The organism is Pedobacter psychrodurus (genome assembly GCF_032678585.1).
GTDB classification, from domain to species: Bacteria; Bacteroidota; Bacteroidia; order Sphingobacteriales; family Sphingobacteriaceae; genus Pedobacter; species Pedobacter psychrodurus_A.
Map to the genome: position 1 here is coordinate 1 of NZ_JAVTSN010000059.1, position 13,314 is coordinate 13,314.

Here is a 13,314-nt window from a genome sequence, read left to right on the forward strand (position 1 = left end):
TTGAACATGGTAAAGGTACCCTGTAATAAATCTTTTAAGGCGATGATTTCTAAAGCACTCAATAAATAGATGTGCTCGCAACCATTAAAGGTAACCAATTCGAAATCGGCTTTGTGGGTATTTAAAAGAAGTGCTTCGATATCGATATCTTCTACAACCTTTTTCAATTTTTGGAGCGACAGGCAATTGAAGCGGGCAAACTTGCCGCCAAAATCTACATAAAAGCAATTTAATTTATCTGATTGATAAATAGAACCATGGGTATTTGAGAATACGTTAACCAGTTCGTTAATATCGATACATGCTTTTTCCATCGGTTACAAAAATTGGTATTATTTAGATTAAATACAAATAAAAATGGAAATAAATTTGAGAAGCGCTTTGCGGGGAGCGTTCAGCGAAAAGCGTTTGGCGGTAAGCGTGAATAACCAGAGGCTAATTATTTGATCTTAAAAATCATGTGGTGATACAAGCCACCCATAAATTGTTTTTCGTTCTGGATAAAGAAACCCATTTTTTGGTAAAGCTTTACTGCGTTTTCATTATTTTGTTCTACCAGAAGGCCAACAGTATGGTGACCAAGTTTTTTAGCCCAATCGATGCCAGCCTTAATTAATTGTTTTCCAATTCCCTTTCCCTGGGCGGAGGGCTTAACGCTGATGCTATCGAGGTAAAACTCTCCGGCTTCGGTTTCTGTGCCTTGATTGAGGTCGCTTGCATGGTAGTGCGCTGCTACATAGGCTAAAAAAGGTTTGCGGAGTTCGAGCAGTTTTGCCCCATCATAAGTGTTTAAGGATCCCAGTACTTTGCCTTCTTCTTCAAAAACCAGGGTATCCCGTAACTGTATTGATTGCCCTCCAGTTTAAAGAAGTGCGTAAATGTCGCATTAATCAATTCGTCGTCTTCAATATTGGTTAATTTATGCGCTAGTGGACCCATCGCCTGGATAATCAATGGCACTACTTCTTCTGCATCTGTGGGTTTGGCTGGTCTGATCATTTAAATGTCGCTTAGGTTGAAGATTTCGGCCACACGGATTCCTTTTTCTGTTCTTTGTAGGGTACAGCATTCATGAATAGGGTCGTGCTCTAAGTATAATATATAGTTGTTGTTAACCGCTTCTTCTAAAAAGGCTTGTTTCTCTGTCAGGGTTTTTAAAGGGAACATATCGTAGGCCATTACATAGGGTAGGGGAAGGTGACCAACGGAAGGCAATAAATCGGCCATATATACAATGGTTCGTCCTTTATAGTTAATTTTTGGCAACATCATGGCATCGGTATGTCCGTATGCAAAACTAATGTTGATGTTTTTCTGCCATTCGATGTTTTCTTGCTCTTCAATAAATTTAAGTTGCCCACTTTCCTGGATTGGAAGAATGTTTTCTTTCAGGAAAGAGGCTTTTTCCCGTGCATTTGGTTCTACAGCCCATTGCCAATGTTTTTCGTTGCTCCAGTAGGTTGCGTTTTTAAAGGCTGGTATCAGTTTATCGTTTTCTCTTACCACTGCGCCACCAACATGATCGAAGTGTAAGTGGGTGAGGAAAACATCTGTAATATCAGCTGTTCCGAAACCCAGTTGTGCCAGCGATTTTTCTATCGTATCATCGCCATGCAGATAATAGTGGCTGAAAAATTTTTCATCCTGTTTGTTTCCTATACCGGTATCCACTAAAATCAATTGATTACCTTCTTCAATTAAAAGAAGACGCATGGCCCAGGTACAAAGGTTATTCGCATCTGCAGGATTGGTTTTTTGCCAGATCGCCTTTGGGACAACGCCAAACATAGCGCCGCCATCTAATTTAAATAAGCCTGAGTTTATGGTGTGGAGTTTCATTTTTGTAGTATCGAGTATTTAGTATCAAGTATCAGGTATCAAGACTTGATTGGTTAAAAATACAAAAACCCTTTAGGATTAACTAAAGGGTTTTGTTATGTGGACCCTGGACTATAGACTTTCGACTACAGACTCTGGACTTATAAGTGGATCACTTCTCCGTAAGCATCAGCGGCAGCTTCCATAATGGCTTCGCTCATGGTAGGGTGAGGGTGAACAGATTTAATCATTTCATGACCAGTGGTTTCCAGTTTACGTGCCACTACGATCTCGGCAATCATTTCGGTAACGTTTGTACCGATCATGTGTGCGCCTAATAATTCGCCGTATTTAGCATCGAAAATTAATTTTACGAAACCATCTTTAGCACCTGCAGCACTTGCTTTACCTGAAGCTGAAAATGGGAACTTACCGATTTTCAATTCGTAACCCGCTGCTTTCGCTGCTTTTTCGGTATAACCTACTGAAGCAATTTCTGGAGTGCAATAAGTACAGCCCGGGATATTGTTGTAATCTAAAGGCTCTGCATGCTGACCAGCAATTTTTTCTACACAGATAATACCTTCTGCAGAAGCTACGTGGGCTAATGCTTGTCCGCCAACTACATCACCAATGGCATAATATCCTTTAACTGATGTATTGTAGAATTCGTCGGTAACGATTTTACCTTTTTCGGTTTTGATACCGGTTTCTTCTAAACCAATGTTTTCGATGTTGGCTACGATACCAGCCGCTGAAAGCACGATATCGGCTTCGATGGTTTGCATACCTGAAGCTGTTTTAACAGAAACTTTACAGCCTGCACCGCTAGTATCAACCGCTTCAACACTTGCTGAAGTCATTACATCGATACCCACTTTTTTCAGGCTGCGCAATAATTGTTTAGAAACGTCTTCATCCTCAACCGGAACAACGTTATCCATAAATTCGACGATGGTTACTTTGGTACCCATTGTGGCATAGAAATAAGCAAACTCTACACCAATAGCACCAGAACCTACTACTACCATGCTTTTTGGCAATTCAGGAAGTACCATGGCCTGGCGGTAGCCGATAATTTTTTTACCGTCTTGTTTCAGGTTAGGCAATTCTCTCGAACGTGCGCCTGTAGCGATGATGATATTTTTTGCACTTAGTTCTTGTTGAGAACCATCGGCACCTTTAACTTCTAATTTGTTTCCTGGTTTTACTTTACCAGTACCCATAATAACGTCAATTTTATTTTTTTTCATTAAAAATTGAACGCCTTTGCTCATCCCGTCTGCTACACCACGGCTACGTTTTACCACTGCTGCAAAATCTGCAGTTGCACCAGCTGTTGTAATGCCGTAATCAGCTGCATGATTAATATATTCGAAAACCTGCGCGCTTTTTAAAAGGGCTTTAGTAGGGATACAGCCCCAGTTTAAACAAATACCACCTAATGATTCACGCTCAACAATTGCAACTTTTAGTCCCAATTGAGAAGCTCTGATTGCAGCTACGTAACCACCTGGGCCGCTGCCTAAAACAATAACATCGTAATTCATCTGTTTTTTCTAGTTTATTTTTTATCTCTCAAATGGAGTTTATATTATTAAAGTCATCATTAATGATATGGCCCCTATCTATTTTAAGAGATTTATTTTTTAATTGTTTTGTATTCGCTGTAATCTTCGGATGAAGGAGTCTCTGCTTTGGGCGGATTAATCTCGTGCTTATAGTTTCCTATTTTCACCTTACAAAAAGTTAAAGGGTCGTCATCCTTAAACAATCGTTCAAAACTAAAAAAAAAATGTCAATTGACTAGATCAATATTGAGATAGCAGGTAAAATTTACACTGACTGAATATTGTTGCTTAAAATTTAAGGTTTTGTGTTGGTGCATTATATGGAGTTTATGCTAAAAAATTGCAGCCGTTTACGGCGATAAGTTAAATTAATGTGCTGTTTTTGCTTCGAGAATTGCTGTTAGTAGCTCTTTTTAGAAAAATACCAATGTTTAGAAGGGTTTTTTGCTTAAATTATAATCAACGGTAAGTTTTGTTGTTAAAAATTTACTTGTGTCATCAATGTATTGATAAAGTGAAAGTTATAACAGACTCAATGTGTGTTAAATGTTGAAAAGTTTTGCCCGACTTAATAATTATTTAACATTGAATGTTAAAATGTGTTAAATTTTATTGGGTAACTTTGTAGCATTAATTATCCCTTTTTAGATTATTATTCAACAACAAAAAACATTTAAAAAACAAAGTATGAAGAAATCTTTACTTTTAAGATTAGTACTGGTTATTGTGGCATTTGTAGGTATTACTATTGGTGCAAGCGCACAGGTAACCACATCATCAATAACAGGAACAATTAAGGATGCCAAAGGCGCCTTACCTGGTGCAAGTGTTAAAGCAACACACACACCAACCGGTACTGTTTATTCAGTATCTACAAACAGCGATGGTCGTTTTACAATTGGTGGTACTCGCGTAGGTGGACCATACACCATTGAAATTAGTTTTGTTGGTTACAATCCAGAAAAATTAACTGATGTTTATTTAAAATTAGGTGAACCTTACTTATTGAATGTAGTATTAGCAGACAATAGCTCTACTTTATCAGAAGTTAAAGTTGTTGGTCAAAGTACTAACAGCATCATGAATTCAAGCAGAAATGGTACTTCTACAGTTATTACAAAGCAACAAATTCAAAGTTTGCCAACCATTACCCGTAGTGTTAACGATTTAACCCGTTTAACACCACAAGCTAATGGTACATCAATTGGGGGTGGTAACTACCGCTCAAATAACTTTACGGTAGATGGTGCCAACTTTAATAATCAATTTGGTATTGGTCAGAACATTCCTGCTGGTGGTTCTCCAATTTCGATTGATGCATTGGAGCAAATCTCGATCAATGTAACTCCTTTTGATGTACGCCAGACCGGTTTTACGGGAGGTTCTGTAACTGCGGTTACCCGTTCAGGTACAAATACTTTTACTGGTAATGCTTTCTACACGATGCGCGGTGAAGAACAACAAGGAAAAAGAATCGGTGAAGAATTTAGATTAGGTACGCTTCAAAAGCTAGATGAGAAAAATTACGGGGCCAGTTTTGGTGGTCCAATTATTAAAGATAGATTGTTCTTTTTTGTGAATTATGAAAAAAAACATACTGTATCTCCAGGTACTACTAAAATTGCCGCTACATCAGCACTTCCGTTCGGAGGATCTTCTCCTTCGTTTGTATCTAGGCCAACGGTAGATTTTCTAAATGGGGTTTCTGCTTATTTAGATTCTAAGTATGGTTATAAAACGGGTCCTTACCAAGGTTATTCAAATATCAGCGACAACGAAAAAATGTTTGCACGTTTAGATTGGAATATTTCTAAAACTCAACGCTTTAGTGTACGTTATAATCAGGTAGAAAGTCAGTCGCCATCATCTTTGAGTAATTCTACAACAGGTTCTGGTGTAACTTTTGCATCTGCAAATAATAGGGTTGCAAATACTGCATTGTCATTTGCCAATTCAAATTACTATCAAGCGGCTAATCTATATTCAGGAGTTGCTGAGTTAACATCATCTTTCGGAAGTAAAGTAACAAATGTTGCGAGAGCTACCTATTCACATCAGAATGATCCAAGAAAATCAGATAGTAGCCCTTTTCCATTGGTTGATATCCTAGATGGTTCTGCTGTTGCAACATCATTTGGTTATGAGCCATTTACTTATGGCAACTTAAGAGATGTTAAAGGTTATACTTATTCTGATGATTTAAGTATTGCTTTGGGTAAACATAACTTAAGTGTTGGTTTACAAGCAGAATTTAGTACAACTAAAAATGGTTTCCAACGTTTTGGTACAGGTTATTATGTATTTAATTCTTGGAATGACTTTGTAAATGGTGCAAAACCATCAAACTACGCCGTAACTTATCCTTTAACTGCTGATGGTTCTCAGGCATATCCAAGTTTTAAATTCAACCAATATTCTGCTTATTTGCAAGACGAGTTTACGGTTTCTGATCGTTTGAAATTAACTGCTGGTTTACGTGTTGAACAAGCTAGTTATCCAGATGTTAGTGAAGTTAAAACCCATCCTTTAGTGGCAGGTTTAAATTTTGCAGGTCAAAAAGTAGATACTGGTGTTTTACCTGAAAACAGAATTTCTTATTCACCTCGTTTTGGTTTTAACTGGAATGTATTTGGTGATCGTTCTTTCCAAGTACGTGGAGGTACGGGTATCTTTACTGGTCGTATTCCTTTTGTATGGATCGTTTCTCAATCGGGTGATGCAGGTCTATTACAATACACTCAAACTTATTCTGGTCAGGCAAATACGCCATTTTTCAATCCAAGTATTGCACCGAATTTATTATCTGCTGCACCTGCCGCAGGTTCATCAATTCCAAGTAGCATTAGCGTAATGTCTCCTAATTTGAAATTCCCACAAACATGGAAATCCAGTATCGCATTTGATATTAAATTGCCTTGGGGTATCGTAGGTACATTAGAAGGTATTTACGGAAGAGATTTAAATGTAGCTGTTGCCAAAAATATCAATTTAGTTGACCCTACTGCTTTAAATATTAGTGGATATGGGGATAATAGGCCTATGTTCCCTTCTGGTGGACAATTGCCAACAACTTCGGCTGGTGCATTTGCAAGACAAAACGTATCATTAACTGCCGCGGGTGCTGTTGCTACGACTGCTGCTGCAACAAGTTCTTCTGGTTTTAACGTAATTCAAATGAGCAATGCAAAAGGTGGATATAACTGGCAAGCTACTGCTCAATTGACTAAACAGTTCAAAGGTGGTCTTAATGCTATGATTGCTTATACACGTTCTGATCAACGTAATTACGGTGATGGTGGTGGTGATCAATTGTTAAACCTTTGGTCTATACCTCAAACAACGGGTAATCCTAATTCGCCAACTTTAAGTTATTCTAGTAACTTAAATCCTGACCGCGTAATTGCTAACATCTCTTACAGAAAAGAATATTTTGGTAATTTAGCAACATCATTCTCACTGTTCTATGAGGGGTCTCAGCAAGGAAGATTCTCTTATACATATAGTTCAGATTTCAATCGTGACGGTATATCTGGAAATGATTTGATCTATATTCCAAAAGACGCGTCTGATATTACTTTTAGTGGTAATGTGGTTGTAGGTACAGGACCTACCCAAAAGACATATACACCTCAACAACAAAGTGATATTTTTATGGCTTATATTGAGCAGGATAAATATTTAAGTAAACATAAAGGTGAATATGCTCAACGTAATGCTGCGACTTCTCCTTGGAGAAATCAATTCGATTTCAGATTAACCCAAGAGGTGTTCAAGAATTTTGGAAAAACAAAAAACTCTTTCCAGTTTACTGCTGATATTTTTAATGTTGGGAATTTGTTAAACCGTAAATGGGGTAATCAAAATTTCGTGAACAACGCTGCAATTCTTGTTCCTCAAAATGTTGGTGCTATTAACAATACTACTAAGCCAACATTTAGGTTGAATACGGCTAATAATGATATCGTGAAAGAAACATTTGGTACATCGCAAACTATTATTTCTACTTACTATATGCAATTTGGTGTTCGTTATAACTTTAACTAATACTTAATTCACTTTATATTTTATGAATCCCCGATCAGTTTGATCGGGGATTTTTTTATGATTTTATTTTAAATACTATTATTGTATTTTAGAGTAAGTATTTGGCAGCGTGAAATGCTGTAATGATGAATAGAAATTGTAGCGTTTATTATCCTAGATACGTTTTTGTAATAAATCTAAAAAAAAATATGAAAAATCTTATCTATTTAACACTCTTGTTTTTATGTTTTACTTCTTGTAAAAAGCTAACGGTAAAGGAAGAAAAAACATTTTATGAAATTAATGTACCCAAGCCAAATGGATACCTTAGCAGTGCGATTCGTGTTACACTCATGGTAGATGGCAAAGCAGATATAGTACCAGGTGGCGATGTTTCAGATAGGGGTACCTACAAAATTAAGGGTAAAAAGCTAACTATAACCACAGTGAAAGAATACGAATTTGAAATCACCTCCGAAACAGAAATTAAGTATGGTGAACGGATTTTGAGGTTACAATAGTTGATACAGGTAACTAAATGTTTTTGAAACGCCCGGTCAATTTGATCGGGGATTTTTTTGTAAATAAATAAAACCATTTGGGCTGGTATAGGATTTTAAGATTAGATCTATTTATTAAACTAATATTTAAAACAATGAGCAGTTCAAAACAAACCCATGATCATGCTACCATAAAAGCATGGGTAGAAAAACATGATGGTGTACCAGCAATAGTTGCTGATACTGCAAAAACTAAAAGTGAAGGTATTTTAAGGATACACTTCCCAAAACATAGTAACAGTTCTTCTGATTTAAAAGAAACAGATTGGGATAGCTTCTTTAAAACCTTTGATGATCATAAACTCGATTTCCTTTATCAGGATAAAAAGGCGGATGGAAAGGAAAGTACCTTCCACAAATTTGTAGATCGTGAATAACCCGTAAAAAAAAAGCCTGCTGAAAATTTAATTTCAGCAGGCTTTTTAATTGAATATTATCTCTTAATGATAGACAAAAGTTCCTTTTTCGCTTTCGATGGTTACCTGTTTTTGCTCAGCTTTTTCTACGCGACCGATGATCTGCGCATCGATGTTAAAACTTTTCGATATTTCGATAATGCTTTCGGCAATTGCTTGTGGTACGTATAACTCCATGCGGTGACCCATATTAAATACCTTGTACATTTCTTTCCAATCGGTGCCCGATTGCTCCTGTATGAGTTTAAAAAGCGGTGGAATAGGAAATAAATTATCTTTAATCACATGGATATCATCATTGATGAAATGTAATATCTTGGTTTGTGCACCACCGCTGCAATGTACAATACCATTGATCTGACTGCGGTAAGCTTCTAAAATCTTTTTGATTACAGGTGCGTAGGTACGGGTAGGAGATAATACCAGTTTACCAACGGTGATTTTGCCGAAATCTTCAATTTCGATTTCTTCTGTCAACTGTTTTTTTCCAGAGAAAACCAGGTCGAAAGGTACTGCCGGGTCAAAACTTTCCGGATAACTATTGGCTACGGTTTTATCAAAAACATCATGGCGGGCAGAGGTTAATCCGTTTGATCCCATACCACCGTTGTATTCCGTTTCGTAAGTAGCCTGTCCGGAAGAGGCCAGGGCCACAATTACGTCGCCTGGTTGAATGTTATCGTTGCTGATGATGTCTTCGCGCTTTAACCTGCAGGTTACGGTAGAATCGACGATAATGGTTCTTACCAAGTCGCCCACATCGGCAGTTTCGCCACCTGTTGAATAGATGGAGATACCCTGCTCGCGTAAATCGGCCAAAATTTCTTCAGTTCCATTGATTACGGCGGCAATTACTTCACCTGGGATCAGGTTTTTGTTCCGGCCGATAGTTGAGGATAACAAAATATTATCGGTAGCACCCACGCAGATTAAATCGTCGATATTCATGATGATGGCATCTTGTGCAATGCCTTTCCATACCGAAATATCGCCGGTTTCTTTCCAGTATACGTAAGCTAAAGATGATTTGGTACCTGCACCATCTGCGTGCATGATATTGCAATATTCCTCATTTCCACCCAAAATATCGGGGATGATTTTGCAGAATGCTTTAGGGAAAATTCCTTTATCGATGTTTTTGATGGCATTGTGCACATCTTCTTTTGAGGCAGAAACGCCACGTTGATTGTACCTGTTATCACTCATGTTGGCGCAAAGATAAGGTTTTAAGGGGAAAGACTAAAGCTAAATACTTAAGGTTTTTTACGGCTAAGCGGCAAGGTTTTTTTACCACATAAGGTGCCTGAGTGCAACTAAGCTGATTTGACCACAAAGGCACAAAGCACACAAAGGTTTGCGATTATGAAAGGGAGTATTTTATTTTTTTTGGAAGTGAATGTTCGTTTTTCATGGCGGCTTTCAGTCCCGCTTTTCCTCTCCAGACTTAACGTCCCGGTGTGTGGACAAAAATATTCAATTATCTTTTCCGCTCTTTGCCGCGGAGGCATGGTACTTTGGAGCGCCAAAGTACCCAAAGCGCTTTGTCATCCGATAGCTATCGGATCCAGCAAGGTGGCTTCTCAGTGCCCACGCTCATCAAAAAAACAGTGGCACTTCGTTTTGTGTTCAGAGTTTATACTAAACTTTCAATTCGGTGCAAATGAACACAAAACCACTGCGTTTCAGGTTTGTTAGTGCTGGTATTGCTATTGTACACCTTTTTTTTTGATTCTTCTGCCACTTGGAATTGACGCCGTCCTTCGGTAAAGCCTGTGGTTTTTCAAAGCCGGTTTGCATGACGCCCAAACTATTTTAAAAAAAGACACCCACACAGTAGGATTTTATTTCTGGACCATACAATCGGGCTTATTAGGGTACGAAGAGCAGTTCGTTGTGGCGGGGTTTCTCTTGCACCTGCCTAACTGAACTAAACCTGATTGGATGGATGCTGTAAACCATGAATTAAAAATCTGGAGAAAACTCTACAGCAGGAAGGAAAGCAGGACTGGATTAACCGATGCGCACTGAAATTGCTTTCCAAATTAATTTTTACCACCTAAGGCACCTCCGTACAGCTAAACTGATTTGACCACAAAAGCACAAAGCACACCAAGGTTTGAGATTGTTAAAGGTTGTTTTTAGTTTTAGGATGGATTTTTTTACACAGATCAAGCAATTAGCCAGGGTTTAGCACTCTCTATCAGATCCTGAAACAAGTTCAGGAGGACGATATACAGGAATACAGTTAACCGATTAACCAGTTTGCAATTTTCAGTTGGCAGTTGACAGTTAACCGATTTCAACAATTAACCGATTAACAAGTTTGCAATTTACAGTTGGCAGTTTCCGATTGACAGTTAACCGATTAACCAATTTTCAGTTGGCAGTTTTCAATTGGCAGGTTACAATTACTAATGAACTTGACTAAGTTTGGAGTTGGGAGTCGATTAACCGATTTAAACAATTAACCGATTAACCAGTTTGCAATTACTAATGAACCAATGACAAATGAACTAATGAACCAAAAAGAAAAGGGCGTAAAGTTTAAAACCTTACGCCCTATACCTTAAACCTTACGGCTTAAAATCTATTTCATGAATAACAATTCTCTGAATTTTGGTAAAGGCCAAACGCTGTCGTCAACAATCTGCTCTAATTTATCAGCGTGGTAACGGATGATATCGAAGTAAGATTTAACTTTCTCATCGTAAGCAATCGCTTTTTCGCGGGTATCTTCGATTTTGTTGGTTACTTTACGTTCTTCTAACATCGCATCGATATTGGTTTTCACAATTTCTAAATGCTCAGTTAATTTTTTAACGATATCGATAGAAACTTTGCTATCTACACCAATTGCTTTTAATCCTTGTACGTTTGCGATTAAAGAGTTTTGGTAAGCAATTGCAGCCGGGATAATGGCTGTGTTAGCCACTTCGCCCATTACACGTGCTTCGATCTGTAATTTTTTGTAGAAGTTTTCTAACATGATTTCATGACGGGCATGAATCTCACGTGCACTGTAAATACCTGTTGTAGCAAATAACTCAGCAGATTTTTCAGTTAAATAAGCGTCTAAAGCTTTAGGTGTAGTTTTGATGTTTGATAAACCGCGTGTTGCCGCTTCATCTTCCCACTCCTGGCTGTAACCATTGCCTTCGAAACGGATACCTTTAGATTCTTTGATGTATTTTTTGATTACTGTTAATAAAGCGATGTCTTTTTTGTCGCCTTTTTTGATCAATTTATCAACTTCAACTTTAAATTTAACCAATTGCTCAGCCATAATCGCGTTTAAGATCGTCATTGGTGCAGAAGAGTTTGCTGAAGATCCAACAGCTCTAAGCTCAAATTTGTTACCTGTAAATGCGAAAGGAGAAGTACGGTTACGGTCGGTATTGTCTAATAAAATCTGAGGGATTTTAGGGATACCTAACCAAAGTGCATTATCTTCTTTGATTTTTTTGCTGATACGTGAGTGCTCAATCTCATCTAATACGTCGTTCAATTGAGAACCTAAGAAGATAGAGATAATTGCAGGTGGCGCTTCGTTGGCACCTAAACGGTGATCGTTGCTTACTGATGCAATACTTGCGCGTAATAAATCGGCATGCTCGCTAACGGCTTTGATTGTATTTACAAAGAAAGCAAGGAACATTAAGTTGTTTTTAGGCGTTTTACCTGGTGCCAATAAGTTTTTACCAGTATCGGTAATTAACGACCAGTTGTTGTGTTTACCTGATCCGTTGATACCTGCGTATGGTTTTTCGTGTAACAATACACGGAAATGGTGACGGCGGGCAACTTTTTCCATCAAATCCATCAACAATTGATTGTGATCGATAGCCAGGTTGATTTCTTCATAAATCGGTGCACACTCAAACTGAGATGGTGCAACCTCATTGTGACGGGTTTTTAAAGGAATACCTAATTTTAAAGCTTCGTTTTCGAAATCTACCATGTAGCTGAATACGCGCTCAGGGATAGAACCGAAATAATGATCTTCTAATTGCTGGCCTTTAGCAGACATGTGTCCGAATAAAGCACGGCCAGTTAATAATAAATCGGGACGAGCATTGAATAACGACTCATCAACCAGGAAATATTCTTGTTCGATACCTAAAGAAGCATTTACTTTAGTAATGCTTTTATCGAAATATTGGCAAACATCAACGGCAGCTTTATCAAGCGCAGCTAATGCTTTTAATAAAGGTGCTTTATAATCCAAGGCTTCACCGGTATATGATACAAATACTGTAGGGATACAAAGTGTTTTACCTGCTTTACTTTCCATGATGAAAGCTGGAGAAGAAGGATCCCATGCAGTATAACCACGTGCTTCGAAAGTATTACGGATACCACCGTTAGGGAAACTAGATGCATCTGGTTCTTGTTGAACTAATGCACTACCAGCAAATTTCTCGATAGCTCCATCGCCACTTGGCTCAAAAAATGAATCGTGTTTTTCTGCAGTTGTACCAGTTAATGGCTGGAACCAGTGCGTATAATGCGTTGCGCCAGCGCTCATTGCCCACGCTTTCATAGCAGTTGCAATTTGGTTGGCATCGTCTGAATTAATTAATTCACCCTGGTTGATGGATGATATTAATTTTTCGTACACGTCCTTAGATAAGAAATCTCTCATTTTTCTCTTATCAAATACATTAGCGCCAAAAAAGTCAGAAATTTTTGCTGCTGGTGCTTTAACTTCTGGTGAAATTCTGTTTTGAGCCTCTTTTAATGCGATGGTTCTTAAGCTTTTCATTAATTTGTTATGTTTTTTGTCAAAAATAGTATATTTTATTAATTTTCGTAAAACAATCGTATTATTTATATCAATTTTATTGAAAATGAAATAAAAAAATGTTTTTCAGATGAAAAATTTCATTTTTTGTAAAGAAAATAGATTTTTTAACGCTTTTATGGAAT

10 protein-coding genes are annotated in these 13,314 nt (G+C 37.8%); 3 read left to right on the forward strand and 7 right to left on the reverse strand.

The genetic code is table 11. The features are described 5' to 3' along the window. From R2S57_RS26730 to lpdA, 5 genes are all read right to left on the reverse strand, one after another. A partial coding sequence (locus R2S57_RS26730; protein ID WP_316847979.1) for a hypothetical protein occupies nucleotides 1-314 on the reverse strand: 314 nt, incomplete at its 3' end. 125 nt (nucleotides 315-439) lie between these two features. Continuing rightward, a complete protein-coding gene (locus tag R2S57_RS30615; RefSeq protein WP_410479115.1) occupies nucleotides 440-847 on the reverse strand; it encodes a GNAT family N-acetyltransferase in 408 nt (135 codons plus the stop codon). Beyond that, nucleotides 790-999 (reverse strand): hypothetical protein, encoded by a 210-nt coding sequence (locus R2S57_RS26735; protein ID WP_316847980.1) that lies wholly within the window; start codon nucleotides 997-999, stop codon nucleotides 790-792. Before R2S57_RS26735 ends, R2S57_RS30615 begins: the two co-directional genes overlap by 58 nt. Continuing rightward, entirely contained in the window at nucleotides 1,000-1,839 is an 840-nt protein-coding gene (locus R2S57_RS26740) for an MBL fold metallo-hydrolase (RefSeq protein ID WP_316847981.1), read from the reverse strand. It abuts the gene before it with no gap. A 140-nt stretch (nucleotides 1,840-1,979) separates the two neighbouring features. Then, nucleotides 1,980-3,368: a dihydrolipoyl dehydrogenase gene (gene lpdA / locus R2S57_RS26745; protein WP_316847982.1), complete on the reverse strand. Its 1,389-nt coding sequence runs from the start codon at nucleotides 3,366-3,368 to the stop codon at nucleotides 1,980-1,982. A 708-nt stretch (nucleotides 3,369-4,076) separates the two neighbouring features. On the opposite strand from lpdA, the gene R2S57_RS26750 reads away from it, so the two are divergent. The 3 genes from R2S57_RS26750 (at nucleotide 4,077) to R2S57_RS26760 (ending at nucleotide 8,349) form a co-directional block, all read left to right on the forward strand. Beyond that, nucleotides 4,077-7,433, forward strand: coding sequence for a carboxypeptidase regulatory-like domain-containing protein (locus R2S57_RS26750; RefSeq protein WP_316847983.1), 3,357 nt, complete (start codon nucleotides 4,077-4,079; stop codon nucleotides 7,431-7,433). 188 nt (nucleotides 7,434-7,621) lie between these two features. Next, nucleotides 7,622-7,933, forward strand: a complete 312-nt coding sequence (locus R2S57_RS26755; protein WP_316847984.1) for a hypothetical protein — start codon at nucleotides 7,622-7,624, stop codon at nucleotides 7,931-7,933. Between the two features lie 134 nt (nucleotides 7,934-8,067). Next, complete coding sequence (locus R2S57_RS26760; protein WP_316847985.1) at nucleotides 8,068-8,349, forward strand: hypothetical protein; 282 nt, start codon at nucleotides 8,068-8,070, stop codon at nucleotides 8,347-8,349. A 63-nt stretch (nucleotides 8,350-8,412) separates the two neighbouring features. Here R2S57_RS26760 and R2S57_RS26765 read toward each other — a convergent pair whose 3' ends face one another. Together R2S57_RS26765 and R2S57_RS26770 are read right to left on the reverse strand one after the other, a co-directional pair. Beyond that, nucleotides 8,413-9,594 carry an AIR synthase related protein gene (locus R2S57_RS26765; RefSeq protein ID WP_316847986.1) on the reverse strand — a complete coding sequence of 394 codons (1,182 nt, stop codon included), beginning with the start codon at nucleotides 9,592-9,594 and terminating at the stop codon, nucleotides 8,413-8,415. A gap of 1,381 nt (nucleotides 9,595-10,975) precedes the next feature. Next, nucleotides 10,976-13,150, reverse strand: a complete 2,175-nt coding sequence (locus tag R2S57_RS26770; RefSeq protein WP_316847987.1) for a glutamine synthetase III — start codon at nucleotides 13,148-13,150, stop codon at nucleotides 10,976-10,978. Between the last annotated feature and the right edge of the window lie 164 nt (nucleotides 13,151-13,314).

Bases quoted from the DNA above. Each gene is read 5' to 3' on its own strand.
- R2S57_RS26735 (WP_316847980.1), bottom strand. From the start codon at position 999: ATGATCAGACCAGCCAAACCCACAGATGCAGAAGAAGTAGTGCCATTG.
- R2S57_RS26770 (WP_316847987.1), bottom strand. From the start codon at position 13,150: ATGAAAAGCTTAAGAACCATCGCATTAAAAGAGGCTCAAAACAGAATT.
- R2S57_RS26760 (WP_316847985.1), top strand. From the start codon at position 8,068: ATGAGCAGTTCAAAACAAACCCATGATCATGCTACCATAAAAGCATGG.
- R2S57_RS26740 (WP_316847981.1), bottom strand. From the start codon at position 1,839: ATGAAACTCCACACCATAAACTCAGGCTTATTTAAATTAGATGGCGGC.
- R2S57_RS26765 (WP_316847986.1), bottom strand. From the start codon at position 9,594: ATGAGTGATAACAGGTACAATCAACGTGGCGTTTCTGCCTCAAAAGAA.
- lpdA (WP_316847982.1), bottom strand. From the start codon at position 3,368: ATGAATTACGATGTTATTGTTTTAGGCAGCGGCCCAGGTGGTTACGTA.
- R2S57_RS26750 (WP_316847983.1), top strand. From the start codon at position 4,077: ATGAAGAAATCTTTACTTTTAAGATTAGTACTGGTTATTGTGGCATTT.
- R2S57_RS26755 (WP_316847984.1), top strand. From the start codon at position 7,622: ATGAAAAATCTTATCTATTTAACACTCTTGTTTTTATGTTTTACTTCT.